Source organism: Parasedimentitalea huanghaiensis, assembly GCF_009753675.1.
In the GTDB taxonomy this organism is placed as follows: Bacteria; Pseudomonadota; Alphaproteobacteria; order Rhodobacterales; family Rhodobacteraceae; genus Parasedimentitalea; species Parasedimentitalea huanghaiensis.
This window is the reverse complement of sequence record NZ_WQLV01000008.1, coordinates 103,003-119,563: the sequence shown is the minus strand read 5'-3', so window position 1 is coordinate 119,563 and position 16,561 is coordinate 103,003. Positions and strand designations below refer to the sequence as shown.

20 protein-coding genes are annotated in these 16,561 nt (G+C 55.4%); 10 read left to right on the top strand and 10 right to left on the bottom strand.

Features of this window, described 5'->3' with window-relative positions:
- Nucleotides 1-124 precede the first annotated feature (124 nt).
- Both GO984_RS14100 and parE read right to left on the bottom strand, forming a co-directional pair.
- Entirely contained in the window at nt 125-1,075 is a 951-nt protein-coding gene (locus tag GO984_RS14100) for a DUF4238 domain-containing protein (protein ID WP_157023154.1), read from the bottom strand.
- Entirely contained in the window at nt 1,072-3,030 is a 1,959-nt protein-coding gene (gene parE / locus GO984_RS14095) for a DNA topoisomerase IV subunit B (RefSeq protein WP_157023153.1), read from the bottom strand. The genes GO984_RS14100 and parE overlap by 4 nt, the downstream gene beginning before the upstream one ends.
- Before the next feature lie 191 nt (nt 3,031-3,221).
- Between parE and GO984_RS14090 the strand changes: the two genes are divergently transcribed.
- Nucleotides 3,222-4,655 (top strand): pyridoxal phosphate-dependent decarboxylase family protein, encoded by a 1,434-nt coding sequence (locus GO984_RS14090; RefSeq protein WP_157023152.1) that lies wholly within the window; start codon nt 3,222-3,224, stop codon nt 4,653-4,655.
- A gap of 110 nt (nt 4,656-4,765) precedes the next feature.
- On the opposite strand, the gene GO984_RS14085 is transcribed toward GO984_RS14090, so the two are convergent.
- Nucleotides 4,766-5,416 (bottom strand): TIGR02453 family protein, encoded by a 651-nt coding sequence (locus GO984_RS14085; RefSeq protein ID WP_157023151.1) that lies wholly within the window; start codon nt 5,414-5,416, stop codon nt 4,766-4,768.
- Between the two features lie 104 nt (nt 5,417-5,520).
- Between GO984_RS14085 and GO984_RS14080 the strand changes: the two genes are divergently transcribed.
- A complete protein-coding gene (locus GO984_RS14080) occupies nt 5,521-6,918 on the top strand; it encodes an MATE family efflux transporter (protein WP_157023150.1) in 1,398 nt (465 codons plus the stop codon).
- 7 nt (nt 6,919-6,925) lie between these two features.
- Here the strand turns inward: GO984_RS14080 and GO984_RS14075 are convergent, their stop codons facing one another.
- Nucleotides 6,926-7,786, bottom strand: coding sequence for a LysR family transcriptional regulator (locus tag GO984_RS14075; RefSeq protein ID WP_157023149.1), 861 nt, complete (start codon nt 7,784-7,786; stop codon nt 6,926-6,928).
- A 97-nt stretch (nt 7,787-7,883) separates the two neighbouring features.
- Between GO984_RS14075 and tmpA the strand changes: the two genes are divergently transcribed.
- Nucleotides 7,884-9,041 (top strand): 2-trimethylaminoethylphosphonate dioxygenase, encoded by a 1,158-nt coding sequence (gene tmpA / locus GO984_RS14070; protein ID WP_157023148.1) that lies wholly within the window; start codon nt 7,884-7,886, stop codon nt 9,039-9,041.
- Entirely contained in the window at nt 9,038-9,631 is a 594-nt protein-coding gene (gene tmpB / locus GO984_RS14065; protein ID WP_157023147.1) for a (R)-1-hydroxy-2-trimethylaminoethylphosphonate oxygenase, read from the top strand. Before tmpA ends, tmpB begins: the two co-directional genes overlap by 4 nt.
- Before the next feature lie 63 nt (nt 9,632-9,694).
- Here the strand turns inward: tmpB and GO984_RS14060 are convergent, their stop codons facing one another.
- The 4 genes from GO984_RS14060 to GO984_RS14045 form a co-directional block, all read right to left on the bottom strand.
- Nucleotides 9,695-10,087, bottom strand: coding sequence for a c-type cytochrome (locus tag GO984_RS14060; protein WP_157023146.1), 393 nt, complete (start codon nt 10,085-10,087; stop codon nt 9,695-9,697).
- Nucleotides 10,088-10,216: 129 nt separating this feature from the next.
- On the bottom strand, nt 10,217-10,630 hold the full coding sequence (locus tag GO984_RS14055; protein ID WP_157023145.1) for a hypothetical protein: 414 nt from the start codon (nt 10,628-10,630) through the stop codon (nt 10,217-10,219).
- Nucleotides 10,627-11,007, bottom strand: coding sequence for a VOC family protein (locus GO984_RS14050; protein ID WP_157023144.1), 381 nt, complete (start codon nt 11,005-11,007; stop codon nt 10,627-10,629). The genes GO984_RS14055 and GO984_RS14050 overlap by 4 nt, the downstream gene beginning before the upstream one ends.
- A gap of 2 nt (nt 11,008-11,009) precedes the next feature.
- On the bottom strand, nt 11,010-12,212 hold the full coding sequence (locus tag GO984_RS14045) for a pyridoxal phosphate-dependent aminotransferase (protein ID WP_157023384.1): 1,203 nt from the start codon (nt 12,210-12,212) through the stop codon (nt 11,010-11,012).
- A 92-nt stretch (nt 12,213-12,304) separates the two neighbouring features.
- On the opposite strand from GO984_RS14045, the gene GO984_RS14040 reads away from it, so the two are divergent.
- The 3 genes from GO984_RS14040 (at nt 12,305) to GO984_RS14030 (ending at nt 13,532) form a co-directional block, all read left to right on the top strand.
- Entirely contained in the window at nt 12,305-12,706 is a 402-nt protein-coding gene (locus GO984_RS14040; protein ID WP_157023143.1) for a helix-turn-helix domain-containing protein, read from the top strand.
- Nucleotides 12,703-12,960 carry a succinate dehydrogenase assembly factor 2 gene (locus GO984_RS14035; RefSeq protein ID WP_157023142.1) on the top strand — a complete coding sequence of 86 codons (258 nt, stop codon included), beginning with the start codon at nt 12,703-12,705 and terminating at the stop codon, nt 12,958-12,960. Before GO984_RS14040 ends, GO984_RS14035 begins: the two co-directional genes overlap by 4 nt.
- Nucleotides 12,961-13,034: 74 nt before the next feature.
- Nucleotides 13,035-13,532, top strand: a complete 498-nt coding sequence (locus tag GO984_RS14030) for a MarR family winged helix-turn-helix transcriptional regulator (protein WP_171021760.1) — start codon at nt 13,035-13,037, stop codon at nt 13,530-13,532.
- 262 nt (nt 13,533-13,794) lie between these two features.
- Here GO984_RS14030 and GO984_RS14025 read toward each other — a convergent pair whose 3' ends face one another.
- Nucleotides 13,795-14,223 (bottom strand): VOC family protein, encoded by a 429-nt coding sequence (locus GO984_RS14025; protein ID WP_138164774.1) that lies wholly within the window; start codon nt 14,221-14,223, stop codon nt 13,795-13,797.
- A 170-nt stretch (nt 14,224-14,393) separates the two neighbouring features.
- On the opposite strand from GO984_RS14025, the gene GO984_RS14020 reads away from it, so the two are divergent.
- Both GO984_RS14020 and GO984_RS14015 read left to right on the top strand, forming a co-directional pair.
- Nucleotides 14,394-15,227, top strand: coding sequence for a thymidylate synthase (locus GO984_RS14020; protein WP_167740345.1), 834 nt, complete (start codon nt 14,394-14,396; stop codon nt 15,225-15,227).
- Between the two features lie 2 nt (nt 15,228-15,229).
- A complete protein-coding gene (locus GO984_RS14015; protein WP_157023140.1) occupies nt 15,230-15,712 on the top strand; it encodes a dihydrofolate reductase in 483 nt (160 codons plus the stop codon).
- Between the two features lie 70 nt (nt 15,713-15,782).
- Here GO984_RS14015 and GO984_RS14010 read toward each other — a convergent pair whose 3' ends face one another.
- Entirely contained in the window at nt 15,783-15,989 is a 207-nt protein-coding gene (locus GO984_RS14010) for a cold-shock protein (RefSeq protein WP_138164771.1), read from the bottom strand.
- Between the two features lie 221 nt (nt 15,990-16,210).
- Here GO984_RS14010 and GO984_RS14005 point away from each other — a divergent pair, with 221 nt between their 5' ends.
- Nucleotides 16,211-16,525, top strand: a complete 315-nt coding sequence (locus GO984_RS14005; protein WP_157023383.1) for an ArsC/Spx/MgsR family protein — start codon at nt 16,211-16,213, stop codon at nt 16,523-16,525.
- Nucleotides 16,526-16,561 lie beyond the last annotated feature (36 nt).

Here is a 16,561-nt window from a genome sequence, read left to right as displayed (position 1 = left end):
GTCCCCGCCATAGAGTGTGACAGTTTTAGTTGTGCTCTTGGGCCGTCAGGCCCGCGCCTGACCTTCCCCCCGGGAAGGCGCTTTACGCCTCCCCAAGGTCAGGCGCGGGCCTTGTGTGGAAAGACTAATCCCAGTGTACGGAGTTTTCACGTAGGGCAGCTTTGGCTAGCTGATTGTACATCTCAAACAATGTGGCTTCGTTAGGGGTTTTGTTTGCAATAGAAGACAGAGCTTTTCTCAAACTCTTTTCGGACGGGGCGACGATGCTTCGCTCTGCGTTCAAGGCGCTAATGGCATTCAGCCTTTTCACTAATGCGATGGATTTGGAAACTTGACTGGGTCTATCGTAGGTCAACTTGTCGAACGGAGGTCTTTCGGTGTCGCCGAACAAAATGATGTCTCTTGCCAGCGGAAAGAAGCACAATATTCGTGATCCTACTAATGGCAATCCTGCCTGAAGTTTCCCTCTTTTTTTCTTGATCGCAAAATATGTCACTGGGCTGTCAGAGGTTATCAAGGGAATGGGTGAAACAATACGTATAGGTCTGTACCAAACTCCCTTAAGTGCCTTGCTCACTCCTTCCACAATATGTTGAGTAGAATGTAGCCCGATTTTTGTCTTTGCATCCTCATCCCCTGAACGTGCTCGATGAAGAAGTTCAACTCCTACACTGTCTACCTGCAATAGTTTCAGAAAGCTCTCGTCGTCAGGAGTAAACCCTAGGAGCATCTCGGTCATGAATTTTCGAATCAATGGAGATCGCGCCGCTTGGAATTGCATAAATGCGATAGCATAATCTATTCGCTCGCTTGTCTGGAATCCTGTTCGAAATTGATCAATGGCTTGAGGGTATTCGGTTTCCAACCTAGAAAAGAATGTTTCCATTGAAGCCTTGTCAAGGCTGCCATCCGGCAAAAGTGCGGTGTTAAAGCCTGTGCGCACAGTGGAGTTTTTGGGTTGAGTGGGGAAAGGTTTCCCCACTTCTTTGTCATAAACCCAGACGCACTTGCCTTCTTCAATAAACTGTTTTTGGTAGGTTTCTGCTAAAATGTGATGGCGGTCAGGGATGCTCAAACATCCAACTCCTCCACAAACCGCGCGTTCTCTTGGATATACTGGAACCGCAGTTCGGGCTTCTTCCCCATCAGCTGCTCGACCAATTCCCCAGTCTCACCCGGTTCATCCTCGTCAATGGTAATGCGGATCAGTTTGCGGGTGGTGGGGTCCATGGTGGTCTCTTTCAGATCCTTGGCGTCCATTTCGCCTAAACCCTTGAACCGGGAGATGTCGATTTTACCCTTGCCGCCCAGACCTTTGTCTAGCCAGGCGTCGCGCTCTTCTTCGTCGAGGCAATACACTCGTCGCGCGCCTTGGGTGAGGCGGAACAGCGGTGGGCAGGCCAGATAGAGGTGGCCATGGTCGATCAGCGGCCGCATCTGGGTGAAGAAAAAGGTCATTAGCAGGCTGGCAATGTGGGCGCCGTCGACGTCCGCATCGGTCATGATGATGATCTTGTCATAACGCAGATCGTCGAGGTTGAATTTGGTGCCTACACCAACCCCCAGCGCCTCACACAGGTCGCGGATTTCGGCATTGGTGCCAATCTTGTTGGAGGCAGCGCCCAGCACGTTGAGGATTTTACCCTTCAGCGGCAGCAGCGCCTGATTGGTCCGGTTGCGTGCGCCTTTGCCGGACCCACCGGCCGAGTCGCCCTCCACGATGAACAATTCGGTGCCGGAGCGGTTTTTGGCAGTACAATCGGTCAGCTTACCCGGCAGGCGCAGTTTCTTGGTGGCTGATTTACGCTGGGTTTCTTTTTCCTGACGGCGACGCAGGCGCTCTTCGGCGCGCAGGACAAGGAAATCCAGAATGGCCCCGGCTGATTTGGTGTCAGAGGCCAACCAGTTGTCAAAGTGATCACGGACCGAGTTTTCCACCATTTTGGAGGCGGATTCCGAGGATAACCGGTCTTTGGTCTGGCCGACAAAAGCTGGATCGGCAATGAAGCAGGAGACCAGTGCACAGCCGCCGGCCATCAGATCGTCGCGGTTGATGCTGGTGGACTTTTTGTTGCCAACCAATTCACCATAGGCCTTGATGCCTTTTAGGATCGCAGACCAGAATCCGGCAACATGGGTGCCGCCTTCGGGGGTGGGGACAGTGTTACAGTAGGATTGGGTAAAGCCGTCGCGTGATGGGGTCCAGTTGATCGCCCACTCTACATAGCCGGCCTCGCCAAATTTCTCGCGGAACTCAACCTTGCCCGCAAATGGCGCGTCGGCATAGACCGAGGACTTGCCCAGCACTTCGGTTAGATAGTCCTTGAGCCCGCCGGGGAAGTGGAAGGTGGCACTGGTTGCGGTCTCGCCATCGTCGATTTCGGTTTTCCAGCGGATTTCAACACCGGAGTAGAGATAGGCCTTGGAGCGCACCAGAGTGAATAGACGCTTAGGTTTGAAACGATGGTGGCCAAAGATCTGTTCGTCCGCGTGGAAGGTGATAAAGGTGCCGCGTTTGTTTGGCGCTGCGCCAACCTTTTCGACCGGCCCCAAAGGAATGCCGCGTGAAAACCGCTGTTCGAACAGTTCTTTGTTTTTGGCAACCTGCACCACCAGGCTGTCAGACAGGGCGTTGACGACGGAGGACCCCACACCGTGCAAGCCGCCCGAGGTTTGATAGGCTTTACCCGAGAATTTACCACCGGCGTGCAGGGTACACAGGATCACCTCGAGCGCGCTCTTGTCGGGGAATTTGGGGTGCGGGTCGATCGGGATGCCGCGGCCGTTGTCTGTGATGGTGACCGAATAATCAGCATGTAACGTGACTTCGATGCGGGTGGCGTGGCCAGCCACCGCTTCATCCATGGAGTTGTCGAGAATTTCTGCCACCAAGTGATGCAGCGCCCGTTCATCCGTGCCACCAATATACATACCCGGACGCTGACGGACGGGTTCGAGTCCCTCCAACACCTCGATAGAGGATGCATCATAGGTTTCCGTTTCGGTGTCGGAGAGGAGGTCATTGGCCATTTTGTGAGCTGCTCTTTGATGGTCTTGGTTAAGGGCAGTATGGCAGGTGTAGCGGTGTGGGGGAAGGGGCAGGCAGGGTGTTGTGGATAAACGACTTCTGAAAGGCTGGCGCTATCATCCACAGGATGTGGCTGTTGCCTTGTCTGTGTAGAGATAGAACAACGCTATCAGCTCCAAAGAAGGAAAATGGCATGGCAAATGACAGCGCGAAGAGTTGCGGATTGGATCCTGACAACTGGAAGAATTTCCGGGCTGAGGCCCATCGTATGCTGGAAACTAGTCTTGATCAGTTGCAGCAGGTTGCTGAGCGCCCTTGGCAGGAGGTGCCTGAGGCGGTGAAGGAGAGCTATGCGGTTGAGGCGTCTGGGGCAAGTGCAGCTGAGATCGTTGACCGGATCACGGATGAGGTTTTGCCCTATCACGGCGGCAATATCCATCCTCGGTTCTGGGGCTGGGTGCAGGGCACTGGGCTGGCGTCGGATCTGATTGCGGGCATGGCTGGGGCGGTCATCAATGCCAATACTGGCGGCCGTGACCACGGGGCCAATTACATGGAACGCGCAGTGATTGACTGGACGCGTCAAAAGATGGACATGCCCGAAGGCACCAGTGGAGTGCTGGTGGCCGGGACCTCGCAGGCGACGGTGATTGCCTTTCAGGCGGCGCGGGTGCGGGTGATGCCGCAGGTTCGCAAAAGCGGGCAGGGGACTACCCGGCTGACGGCCTATGCGGGGCAGGGGATCCACAATGCCACCCGCAAGGCGCTGGAGTTGCTGGGGATAGGGTTTGAGAACCTTCGACTGGTGCCGCTGATTGATGGGCAAATGGATTTGGCTGCGCTGCGGGCGCAGATTGCAAAAGACAGGGCCGCAGGGGCACAGCCGTTTTTGCTGGTAGGAATGGCTGGTTCGGTGGACCTGGGCACCTATGATGACCTGAATGGCTTGGCGGATGTGGCAGCCGACGAGGATCTCTGGCTGCATGTGGACGGGGCTTTTGGCGCCTGGACGCGGATTGCGGATGACCCCTGGCGGGGATTGAGCGACGGCATCGGCAGAGCTGACAGCATTGCGTTGGATTTCCACAAATGGATGTATGTGGGGTATGACTGCGGGCTGGTCCTGATCGCGGATGAGGCTGCGCACCGGTCGGCATTTGCGGCACGTCCCAGCTATCTGGAAGCGGCAGAGCGCGGGTTGGCGGGGGGCGATCCGTGGTTCTGTGACTATGGGATTGATCTGTCGCGCGGCAATCGCGCTTTGAAAGTCTGGACCGCGCTGGAACTATATGGCGAGGCAGCTCTGGGGGCTGCGATCACTGACAATTGCCGTTTGGCGGCCTTAATGGCAGATGAGGTGACGGCACACCCCAACATGCGGCTAGCGGCGCCGGTGGTGTCAAATGTCTGTGTGTTCACCGCGCGTAATGATCTGGCACCTGAGGCGCAATCTCTGCTGAACAGCGAGATTGCGCAGATCCTGCAAGAAAGTGGTGAGGCGGTGTTTTCAACCACACGCGCGGATGGATTGGTGATGTTGCGGGCTGCGATCACCAATCACCGCAGTCGGGCAGAGGACATCCATGAGGCTATTGCTGCGGTGGCGCGTCTGGCACAAGCCGGGTGAGGTTGACTGGGGTGGGTTATTGGGGCTTTGCCCCCGGCCTGCGGCCTCCCCCAGGATATTTATGGCTAGATGAAGCGAGCGGTCAGGTCGCTGTTGGGGGATGTTGTGCCTTACGTGAGCATTTGGGACAGGGCTTTGCAAATCGGCGATACTTTCGAAAACCCAGTGTTCAAAGCGGCAAGGGGCTGTGACCACTCCGTCTGAGGCAGGTCACGCCAAACCGACAGGGATTTGCGGCGGAGCAGTGAGGCCTGTGGGTGGTCCTTTGCAAAGGGGGCTGGAACGCGCTTTAACTCGGGGTCTTCTGCGTTGAACTGATCCTGGGTGAGGTTGTCCAATAGCGCGGAGATTGTGCCGCCTGCTTTGCCATCGACTGCAGCGCGCCAGTGAGTGAGCTGATCTTTTTCAAACCCCATAATGCCGCCGCCGATCCGGCAGTAGTTGGGGGAAATGCCAAGGAAGAAAGCCGTTTTCACGGGGCCGTGGAGCATCCAGAACATGTGAAGATGGGTGTGATAGGGTGTTTTGTCTTTGGAGAATCGAACGTCGCGGTGCGGGCGAAACAGTTTGGACGTCACCGAAACATCTGTGGTTTTGGCCAGGTCCGCCAGCAGTTGCTCTTGCAGCAACAATGCTGGGTTTTTCAGCTGGGCTTCATATTGTGGTTTATGGGCGGTGAACCAATCGCGGGTGTTGTTGGCTGCGAGTTCGGCCAAAAAGGTCTTGGCCTCGGGGATAAGCAGGGCAAAGGGGTCGGTCATTTCAAGCTCCGGGTCTGAACCTGTGCAATCTAGCACAGTCCTGTCTCAGCCCAAGGGGGAACAGTTTGACTTGCCCCAATCCAGCGCTCTGCTAAGGCTTGGGGATGAACAAGATAATACAACCAAATTCGCCGATGACTATTACTGGTCATACGCGCGCTATTGCCACGCTTGGACTGCCACTGGTCGGTGGTCATGTGGCGCAGTTTGCCATTGGTCTGACCGACACGGTGATGTTGGGTTGGTATGGTGTGGAAGCACTGGCAGCGGTGACACTGGCCTCGACTTATTTCTTTGTTTTGTTCCTGTTTGGATCAGGTTTTGGCTTTGCGGTGATGCCAATGGTGGCAGCAGCAGCAGGGTCGGGGGAAGACCGGCAGATCCGTCGCTGTACCCGCATGGGGCTGTGGTTGTCACTGGGGTATGGTGTGGTTGCCATGCCTGCCTTGATTTTCTCGCGGCCGATTCTTGATCTGTTGGGGCAAGACCCGGTGATCGCGGAAATGGCGGCCGATTACCTGCGGGTTGCGGGTTGGGGAATTTTTCCGGCCCTCTTGGTTATGGTGTTGAAATCTTATCTGGCCGCGCTGGAGCGGACACAGATCGTGCTTTGGGTCACCTTAGGGGCTGCGCTGATGAATGCGCTGGTCAATTATGTACTGATCTTTGGTAATTTCGGTGCGCCCGAACTGGGTGTGCAGGGCGCCGCAATTGCCTCGTTCAGCACGCAGGTCGTGTCCTTTATAGCGATCATCATCTATGCGCTGAAAGTGTTGCCAGAGCACGCCTTGCTGAAGAACTTTCAACGTCCCGACTGGGAGATGCTGCGGGAGGTGTTCCGGCTGGGTATTCCCATCGGACTGACCACTCTGAGCGAGGTCAGCCTGTTTGCGGCCTCGGCAATGATGATGGGCTGGTTGGGCACCGTGGCGCTGGCGGCACATGGGATTGCCTCGTCGTTGGCTGGGCTGACCTTCATGGTGCATCTGGGATTGAGCAATGCCTCGACTATCCGGGCTGGGAATGCTTTTGGGCGAGGTGACAGGGAACATATGGCGCGAGGGGCCAAGGTGGTGACGGTAATGTCCCTGCTGATGTCGGTGATCGCGACAGTGTTTTTTCTGGCGACGCCCGAGTTGTTGATGTCCCTGTTCATGAATGGAGATGATCCGCAGAAACCAGAAATTCTGGCTGTTGGAGTCGGGTTGCTGGCGATGGCGGCCCTGTTCCAGTTGGTTGATGGTTTGCAGGCCATCGCACTGGGACTACTGCGCGGCGTGCAGGACACCACCGTGCCGATGTTGATCGGGGTGTTCAGCTATTGGGGCGTTGGTATTACCGCGTCTTATGTGCTGGGCTTTGTGTTGGGTTTTGGCGGTATTGGGGTTTGGTCGGGGCTGGTGCTTGGGCTGGGCTGTGCTTCGGTTTTCTTGATGCTGCGGTTCTGGGGGCGGGTGATTGGCACGGTTGGGGTGGCAAAAGAAAACGCGGACCCGAGCTAATCGCCACCTAGGGGTGCCGCATGGCAACCGCCAGTTTTTCCCACTGTGCGCGCGAAACGGCATCGCGGCTGGCAAGGAGCCAGTAGCTTTCGTGGTGTTGCAAGATGTCGCTGCCTAGCTGAACCAAACGACCAGATGCCAGATCAGCTTCGCAGAGCGCCCGTGACGTCAGCAGGACCCCCATGCCCACTCGCGCGGCGCCAAGGGCTGGCAAAAGGGTATCAAACCGCCATTTCGGCAATGGCGTTGTTGGCGTATCAAACCGTGATGCCCAGTCATTCCAACCCGGCCGGGGGCCGGAGCAGGCGATGCGTGGCCACTGGGTCCAGTGGTCTTGCCCCTTCAACAGTTTGGGAGACGCAACTGGCAAAATCTGCTCATCAAACAGCTTCAGTTTGTAGTCATGAGGCCAGTCACCAGATCCATATCGAATGCGAATGACGTCATCTTGGGGGGCGCTATGGGCGCCCAGCACCATGGTTTGTACAGATATTGAGGCCTTGGAAAGATCGCGCAGAAGATGAAGCCGGGGTTGCAGCCAAAGGTCAATTATCGACTGGCTAGCTGAAAAGGTCAGGCTGCCCCGGACGGCCCCAAACAGCGCCTCAGAGCTGTCCCGCAGGCTGTTCAGAGAGGCGCGTACATGTGGCAACCAGGCTTCGCCTTCCAGTGTCAGGGCAATTGTACGCGAGCGGCGGTGGAACAGGGCGGTGTTCAGCAGTTTTTCCAGATGCCCAATCCGTTGACTGATTGCTGACTGTGTCAGCCCCGTCTCAGCAGCTGCTGCGGTAAAACTGCCCAGTCTTGCGGTTGCTTCGAATGCGCGGATCCATTCCAGCGGCGGCATCTTGAAATTACGGTCTGTCATTAGGAGATCCGATGCTCAGGTGATCTATTGGTAATTTGACCTTATGGCATGGTTCCGGGATGTTGTCTTGTAGTATCCAGCAGCATCAGGAGCCATCATGGCCACCGCCACGACAACCGTCACCACTGAACCCACAGGCACTCACCTCACTCTGGTCACGCCAAACGGCAGCCGCCGGTTTCACGCGGTCTGGCTGCGCGATAATGCGCAGGATCCCGATACCCGTGCGCCCGGCAATGGGCAGCGATTGATTACGTTGCGCGATATTCCGGCGCAGATCCGCATCGCCTGCGCGGCCATTCAGGAGGGTCAGTTGGAGGTGGAGTTTGCTCCAGAGGGAAAAACTGTGTCCTTTGATCTGGATTGGCTGGACGCCAATGCCTACGACCAGACCCCACCATCTGCACGCGGCTGGACCGGAGAGGGTATCCAGACTTGGGATAGCGGGTTGATGTCCGATGTTCCCACCGGAGATTTTGCCGCTTTATCGCAAAGCCCAGAAGCCCTGTGTGACTGGCTGGAACTGGTGACGCGATACGGATTTGGCAAAGTGGTGAACGGTCCGGTGGAAGCGGGGGCCTTGTTCAAGGTTGTCGATCTATTTGGCTATGTCCGCGACACCAATTACGGCAAGCATTTTGATGTTCGCACTGAAGTGAATCCGACCAACCTGGCCTTTACCGGACTTGGTTTGCAGGCTCATACCGACAATCCGTATCGGGACCCGGTGCCTTCGATCCAGGTGCTGTATTGCCTTGAAAGCTCGGCTGCGGGTGGAGAAAACATGGTGGTGGACGGGTTCGCCGCCGCCCTGCGGTTGCGCGAAGAAAACGAAGCGTATTTTGATGTATTGGCGGAACATTGCGCGCGGTTCGAATATGCTGGCGAAGATGGGGTTTGCCTGACGTCTCGCCGTCCGATGATCGAACTGGCGCCGGATGGTGAGCTGGTTGGTATTCGGTTCAATAACCGGTCTCTGGCGGCGGTTACGGACGTGCCGTTTGACAAAATGGCTGACTACTATGCCGCGTATCGCCGGTTGGGTGAGATCATTGATGACGAGGCTATGGAGGTCACATTCCGCTTGGAACCCGGAGAGAGTTTCGTGTTGGACAACACCCGCGTACTGCACGCGCGTAAGGGCTATTCTGGCGAAGGTACGCGCTGGTTTCAGGGCTGTTACGCCGACAAGGACGGGCTGCGGTCGACCCATGATGCAATGCGGCGTTCCGGATTGCTGGAGGCCGCAGAATGAAGCCGGATATTGACGAGCTGACCCCACAAAATATCGTCGCCTTTCTGGGTTCGATTTTTGAGCGCTGCGGCGATGAAGAATATCTGGGTGAGCCTGTGACCATGGGCGAGCACATGTTGCAAGGCGCGACTATCGCTGAACAGAATGGCCAACCCGAGGAAATCATTGTCGGTGCCTTGTTGCATGACATTGGCCACTTTACCTCGGAATTTGGCACCTTCTCGATGATGGACACCAAAGACCGCTTCCACGAGGAGGCTGGTGCCGAGGTGCTGAAGCAGTTTTTGCCCTCGGTCATCACCGACTGCGTGCGCTATCATGTGGCAGCTAAACGCTATCTCTGCGCCACCAAGCCTGAGTACTTCAATCGGCTGTCAGAGGCGTCAGTACACTCGCTGAACCTGCAGGGTGGTCCGATGGAGCCAGCGGAAGTTGCTGAGTTCGCAATGAATCCAAATCTGAAACAGATCATCGCGGTACGCTATCTGGATGAAGCGGGGAAACGCACGGATATGGAAACCCCGGACTACTGGCATTTCGCACCCATGGTGCAGCGCATGGTCGACAGGCATGTCGCAGGCCGCAACTGACATGGATCCCACCCGTCACCGCACAAAGCAGCGGTGCTTGCGTTGACGGGTGGTGGCGACCGCTTATTCCTGAATTGTCTGCAGCCAGCTGAGGAGATCCACAACCGGACGATTGGTCAGCATCGGTTGACCCGTCGGGAGCTTCAGAGCAACAGGCTCGTCCTCGAACAACCAGCCAAAGACCGGCATATCGCTGCCGTGGCTGACCAGAGGATCGCGCCCGTCAATACGCGCGGCGACACGCTCGATTGGGAACTCTCCATCATTACGCGCGCTGAGTGTTGTCAGATTGGCGGGTTGTACCAGCAAAACTGGTGCCATTGGGCCGTCTCCCTCGGCGGTCGCTCCGTGGCAACCAGCGCAGAAATGTTGGAAGATATCCGCCCCAGCGTCGACATCTTGAGCCAAACCTCCGGATGCCAAAACAGACAGAACTGCCGCTAAAACCATACGCATCACTAACCTCCAAACTTGCAGAACATAGTTGGAGGTTAGCAGTCAGAGAGGTTTCTGGCTTTGACACAGGTCAGGTTCAATGATGACTGCGCCATGTGACTTATTCGCTGAAACGGGGCAGGGCACTGACTATGTCGCGTCACGCGCCTTCATCAAACGATCCGCCTTTTTGCGCACCAGCACCGTTCGCAGGTCGTGCATGGCAAGCAGCAGATCGTCGGTAACCATCTCGAGTTGGTCCAGACTGGCCTTGGACTGGGCCCAGTGGGCGGTTGTGTTAAGATAGTCCACAGCGCGGTGAATATCGTCTATGTCACGGGCAGCCAGCAGCGCAGTGCGATCTGCCATCCAGGTTTTGATCTCGTCCAGATCCTGATCTGACAGGGTGCGGCCACCATGGGGTTTGATGTCGCCGTTGCGGATGTTCACAACGGCGATCTGATCCATTTCAATGCGGCGCTGGCGGTTTTCGGTGTCGACGCGGTACACGAAGGCACCGTTGTCGCGCACGCGGAAATAGTAGTCGGGCAATTCTGCACTCATGTGTTTGTCGTGCCTTCCATGACTCGCCACAGGCTACCATCTGGATCGATAAGCGCAAACATGCGTGGTGCATCCCCGCCCAATTCAAAAGGGGCGGAAAGGCGCGGGACGTTGCCCTGGGCGCTGGGCAGATTGAGGTTGGCCCACTCACCGTGCATGAGGTCGATATCGGGTAGACGCATGCTGGCTGAGAAATAGCTCTCACTGGGGTTCAGGTCCGGATGGGGGAAAAACTCAACCATCATGCTGTCTCGCGACAAGATCATCCAGCCCTCACCACGATACATTGTTTCAAAACCGAGATCTTGATAAAATGCTTCGGTCTTGTCAAAGTCGCGGCTGGGTAGGTTGGCGGTGATTTTCCCCTGGTCCGTCATAGTTATGCCAACTCCGCACAAAAGCGCTGAATGCGCGTGCAGGCCTCTGTCAAGGCCTCGTCCGAGGTAGCGTAGCTGACCCGGAAGTTGGGTGAAAGACCAAAGGCCGCGCCAAACACGACGGCGACATCTGCTTCGTCCAGTAGGGCAGTTGCAAAGGCCTCGTCAGTGTCAATCACGGTACCTTTGGGCGTGGTTTTCCCAATCAAGCCTGCAATCGAAGGGTAGACGTAAAAAGCGCCTTCAGGTGTTGGTACTGTCATGCCGTCGATTTCGGACAGCATTTTGATCACCAGATCGCGGCGACGGACGAACATTTCATTGTTTGGTATCAGAAATTCTTGTGTCCCGTTCAGCGCCTCGACGGCAGCCCATTGGCTGATGGTGCAGGGGTTTGAAGTGGATTGGGACTGGATCTTGCGCATGGCGGCGATCAGCTCGACCGGGCCTGCAGCATAGCCAATGCGCCAACCGGTCATGGCATAGGCTTTGGAAACGCCATTGCAGGTCAGGGTGCGCTCGTACAGGGCCGGTTCAATTTGTGCCGGGGTGCAGAACTCAAAACCGTCGTAGGCCAGATGTTCATACATGTCATCGCTCATCACCCAAACATGTGGGTGGCGTAGCAGCACGTCAGTCAGGGCTTTCAGTTCAGCACGGCTATAGCCAGCTCCGGTTGGGTTGGAGGGCGAGTTGAAGATGAACCATTTGGTATTGGGCGTGATTGCCGCCTCTAGCTGGTCAGCGGTCAGTTTGAAATTGTTTTCCAGAGTTGCCTCGACCGCAACCGGAGTGCCGCCAGCCAGTAACACCATATCGGGGTAGCTGACCCAGTACGGGGCGGGGATGATAACCTCGTCGCCTTCGTTCAGGGTCGCCATCAGGGCGTTGTACAGCGTTTGTTTGCCGCCTGTGCCTACCGAGATCTGCGCGGGCGTATAGTTGAGCCCATTGTCGCGGCTCATCTTGGAACAGATGGCTTTCTTCAACTCGGGGATGCCGTCAGGGGCGGTGTATTTGGTTTTTCCAGCGGCAATCGCAGCGACCGCAGCGTCTTTGATGTTCTGAGGCGTATCAAAATCAGGCTCGCCCGCACTGAGGCCGATAACATCGCGTCCCGCGGCCTTCAGCTCAGCAGCTTTGGCAGTCATAGCAATGGTCGGGGAAGGTTTGACGCGGGAAAGGGTTGTGGACAAAAACGGCATTGGGGCCTCGATTTGAATGTTGCGCCGGTCTGTCATAGGGTGCGACCAAAGGCCGATCAAGCGTTTACCTTGGCCCCAACCGGAGAGCAGACATGAGTGAAGCGGATTATGATTGGTACGGCCCTGATGCGGCGACATTTGGAGACCGGGTTGCAGGCGCGCGCGAAGTCGCGGGTATGAGCCAAGCCCAACTGGCGCGCCGGTTGGGGATCAAAAAATCCACTTTGTTGGGCTGGGAACAGGACCTGTCAGAACCACGCGCAAATAAGCTGTCGATGATGGCTGGCGTGCTGAACGTATCTATTAAATGGCTGATCACTGGCGAAGGTGAAGGTATGAGCCAGCTCATTGAAGAGATGGCGGTGGTTGGTGATTTCTCGGAAATCCTGAATGAGCTACGCGAAATTCGCACCGAAATGCGAAACGGTGCTGATCGTACCGCACGGCTGGAGAAAAAAATACGTTTGCTTTTGGAACGGGGCGAGCAGGTATGAGCGAGACACATGAACACCGCCTGAAACGGATGCAGATGCGGTCGATGCGCCGCGGTATCAAGGAAATGGACATAATCCTGTCAGCATACGCGCAGCGCAATCTACCACAGATGGATGGCGCACAGCTGGATCTGTATGATGCGTTGTTAGACGAGAATGATCAGGATCTGTATCAGTGGGTGACGGGTCAGGCGACCGGGCCAGACAACCTGCAGAACTTGATTAATGAGATATCGCAAACTTTTCAAAAATAACCCTAAAACGACTTAACTGATTATTGGGAAATTTTCGTCAAACTCTGTCTCAGATATTCGAGTCGGAGAAACGAATGAGTATGGAAATGCCAATCGGCCAGCAGGACCAAAAAGGGTTCATGACTGGCTATCTAGAAGCACTGGCGCTGGTCGAACGCCTGCACCGGTTGCTGTTGGATGTAATCAAGGACGAGTTCGAGCGGGTCGGTGTGTTGGAGATCAACGCCGTGCAAGCGCTTTTGCTGTTCAACATCGGTGACAACGAAGTAACCGCCGGGGAATTGAAAACCCGTGGCTACTATCAGGGTAGCAACGTCAGCTACAACCTGAAGAAGCTGGTTGAAATGGGCTATATGCACCATCAGCGTTGTGAAATCGATCGTCGTTCAGTGCGTGTCCGTCTGACACCCCGTGGTCGCGAAGTGCGTGACATCGTTGCGTCGTTGTTCTCGCGTCATGCTGAGGGCCTGGAAGGCAAAGGTGTTATCGACATCGAAGGAATCGCAGATATCTCGACCGCGCTGAAGCGTGTTGAACGGTATTGGACAGATCAGATCCGTTACATCTACTAAATCATTCCGGTGGGGGCCAAGGTTCCCAAAGGCGCGGTTGGCAGTTTGATCTGCCAGATAACACCGCATACGGGCAAAGTGAGAACAAGATATTTGTCCGGGCCAAGCACCGCAGGCATGCCTCCGATTTCTAGGATGGACAAGCAGGTGGATACGGTTGCAGAAGCGACCGGACCATGGCCATACCACAGATTTCCCCAGCTTTTAGCCGCGCCATGCCGCTCCGGTAAACGGAGACGGCGCGGCGCGGGTGCGCGCTACATTACCAGTGACCGCTGTTTTCCATGCTGGCCCAGGGTTCGGCTGGGGCCAAACGATCACCATTCTGCAGCAACTCCACTGAAATATTGTCAGGTGAGCGCACAAAGGCCATGTGGCCGTCGCGTGGTGGGCGGTTGATAGTGATGCCATTGGCCTGCAGGTGGGCACAAGTGGCGTAAATGTCGTCGACACCGTAGGCCAGATGGCCAAAGTGACGGCTGTCGCTGGGCAGCTCGTCGTCGCCGTCCCAGTTATATGTCAGCTCGACCGGGCACTCCTCTTGTCCCGGAGGGGCGAGAAAAATCAGTGAAAACCGGCCGGCCTCGCTGTCATATCGTTTGGTTTCTTTCAGTCCCAATAGTTCGAAAAAGGCGATTGTTTTTTCGAGGTCTTTTACGCGAATCATTGTGTGCAGATAGGTGAGCGACATGACGGTCTCCAGCTTGGTTTCGCGGCGCAGCTTACTGTGCCTGATGCTGGGCACCAGTGACAAAGAGGTGTGGTGGCCGAATATTTAACTTGCGTACAGCAGTGCTTGGCCTTGGCCTTTGTAACGGTTATGTCCAATGCAGGAATATCAGCAGTTTGGAGGGCCGTTCCGTGCAGCAATACCATGATGCGTTAAGGCAGATCTTGGAAGAGGGTGAACCCTCGGCAGACAGAACCGGGACAGGGACATTGTCCAGTTTTGGACTGCAAACACGGTATCCACTTGCTGACGGATTTCCTTTGGTCACAACAAAGAAACTGCACCTGAAATCGATCATTCATGAATTGCTGTGGTTCCTGTCTGGCGACACCAATATTGGCTATCTCAAGGAAAACGGCGTGTCGATCTGGGATGAATGGGCTGATGAAAATGGCGATCTGGGACCGGTTTATGGCCATCAATGGCGGCATTTTCCGCGGCTGGATCTGATTGAAGGCACCACTGGTGACGAGCCAATGTATCGGGCAGGCAGCGTAGATCAGATCGCAGAGCTGGTTGAAAACATCCGCACCTCTCCGGATAGTCGCCGATTGATCGTTTCCGCCTGGAACCCTGCTGATGTGCCGCAGATGGCGCTGCCTCCCTGTCACACCCTATGGCAAGTGCGGGTTCTGAATGGAAAACTGCACCTGCAGCTGTATCAGCGCTCTGCTGATATGTTCCTTGGGGTCCCGTTCAATATTGCCTCATATGCGCTGTTGCAACTGATGTTGGCGCATGTGACCGGCCATGAGGTGGGGGATTTTGTGCATACGCTGGGTGATGCTCATATCTACAGCAACCATTTGGATCAGGTGCAGCTTCAGTTGTCTCGCAGTCCCAAGCCATTGCCGCAAATCCGTATCAGGCGGCAGGTTAGTTCCATTTTTGATTTCAAATACGACGATTTCGAGGTTCTGGGATACGATCCAGATCCTGCAATTCGCGCACCAGTGGCCGTATAATTATGATTACTCTGATCGCGGCACGGGCCCGTAACGGTGCCATTGGCAAAGACAATACAATTCCTTGGCATGCACCAGAGGATTTGAAAGCGTTTCAGCGCGAAACGCTGGGTGGGGCGATTATCATGGGGCGAAGCACCTGGGATAGTCTCCCGTTCAAACCACTAAAGAACCGGCTAAATTTGGTTGTGTCGTCGAACCCCGAGGCGGCGGAGATTGTTTGCCCATCCTTGGAAACCGCTGTAGCGCAGGCGCGTGCTCAGGGATATCAGCGGATTTATGGAATTGGCGGTTTTGGCATCTATCAAGGGATGCTGCCAATGGCAGACCGTCTGCTGCTTACTGAGGTGGATTTAACCATCGAAGGTGCTGACACCTTTTTCCCAAAGTTTGACCTAAAGGACTGGGAGATGACCGGCGAAACTCAGTTGCGACCTGCGGATCCAGCCTGTGTGATGATGGAGTATATACGACGTAGAGGCTGAAACGAGTGCGGAAATAAGCCATTTGGTGTTGTGCTGCGCCCGGAGTGGCTCTAGGCGCAGCAGTGCTCAACTATAAAGACGTCAATTCGCCTGCCATTTGGCGCCCGTCGCGTCCTTCCTGAAGCTCGTAACTGATCTTCTGATTGTCGGCGAGCCCGGTCATTCCTGACCGCTCGACGGCTGAGATATGCACAAACACATCTTTTCCGCCTTCATCAGGTTCAATGAACCCAAAGCCTTTAGTCGTATTAAACCATTTCACGGTTCCGCTTGGCATGCCCCGTGTCTCCTTCTACCTTGCGCGTCACTTTGAGTAATTTCAAAGTGGTTCTGGCACAGCCAGCAGGCCGAAGATTGAAGTGATGCCATGGCAATCAATGCAACGTTCGGCAGGCTAGTGAGCCGAGGTAGAGTTTTGCATGGCTATGAAAAAAATCAAGTAAAACAAGGCGACTCTACTATAAATTGTACGTCCTACAAAAGAAATGGAAAGCTAAATTGAAGTTATTCGGTCTAAAAAACTGCGACAATTGCCGGAAGGCATTGAAATTATTGCCTGATCTTCACCTTGTGGATGTTCGAAGGGAGGGGGTGCCTGATGTGGTTCTTGAACGTGCACTGGGGCAATTTGGCGACAGTTTGTTGAATATACGATCAACTACATGGCGAGGCTTGACCCAGGAAGAGCGTCTAAAATCCCCGTTTGAGCTGATAAAAACGCACCCTGCGCTGATGAAGCGCCCGCTGATTGAGCGTGATGGCGTTCTATATTTGGGGTGGAGCAAGGAGACGCAAGCGGCTCTTGGCGTTTGAGCTGTGACCACTTATCTAAGCGGTGACATTGAATGG

Coding starts and splice junctions, on each gene's coding strand:
- GO984_RS14075 (WP_157023149.1), bottom strand. CDS start 7,786: ATGACAGACCGTAATTTCAAGATGCCGCCGCTGGAATGGATCCGCGCA.
- parE (WP_157023153.1), bottom strand. CDS start 3,030: ATGGCCAATGACCTCCTCTCCGACACCGAAACGGAAACCTATGATGCA.
- GO984_RS14030 (WP_171021760.1), top strand. CDS start 13,035: ATGAGTATGGAAATGCCAATCGGCCAGCAGGACCAAAAAGGGTTCATG.
- GO984_RS14045 (WP_157023384.1), bottom strand. CDS start 12,212: ATGCCGTTTTTGTCCACAACCCTTTCCCGCGTCAAACCTTCCCCGACC.
- GO984_RS14055 (WP_157023145.1), bottom strand. CDS start 10,630: ATGAGTGCAGAATTGCCCGACTACTATTTCCGCGTGCGCGACAACGGT.
- GO984_RS14050 (WP_157023144.1), bottom strand. CDS start 11,007: ATGACGGACCAGGGGAAAATCACCGCCAACCTACCCAGCCGCGACTTT.
- GO984_RS14090 (WP_157023152.1), top strand. CDS start 3,222: ATGGCAAATGACAGCGCGAAGAGTTGCGGATTGGATCCTGACAACTGG.
- GO984_RS14060 (WP_157023146.1), bottom strand. CDS start 10,087: ATGCGTATGGTTTTAGCGGCAGTTCTGTCTGTTTTGGCATCCGGAGGT.
- GO984_RS14015 (WP_157023140.1), top strand. CDS start 15,230: ATGATTACTCTGATCGCGGCACGGGCCCGTAACGGTGCCATTGGCAAA.
- GO984_RS14080 (WP_157023150.1), top strand. CDS start 5,521: ATGAACAAGATAATACAACCAAATTCGCCGATGACTATTACTGGTCAT.
- GO984_RS14040 (WP_157023143.1), top strand. CDS start 12,305: ATGAGTGAAGCGGATTATGATTGGTACGGCCCTGATGCGGCGACATTT.
- tmpB (WP_157023147.1), top strand. CDS start 9,038: ATGAAGCCGGATATTGACGAGCTGACCCCACAAAATATCGTCGCCTTT.
- GO984_RS14085 (WP_157023151.1), bottom strand. CDS start 5,416: ATGACCGACCCCTTTGCCCTGCTTATCCCCGAGGCCAAGACCTTTTTG.
- GO984_RS14035 (WP_157023142.1), top strand. CDS start 12,703: ATGAGCGAGACACATGAACACCGCCTGAAACGGATGCAGATGCGGTCG.
- tmpA (WP_157023148.1), top strand. CDS start 7,884: ATGGCCACCGCCACGACAACCGTCACCACTGAACCCACAGGCACTCAC.
- GO984_RS14025 (WP_138164774.1), bottom strand. CDS start 14,223: ATGTCGCTCACCTATCTGCACACAATGATTCGCGTAAAAGACCTCGAA.
- GO984_RS14010 (WP_138164771.1), bottom strand. CDS start 15,989: ATGCCAAGCGGAACCGTGAAATGGTTTAATACGACTAAAGGCTTTGGG.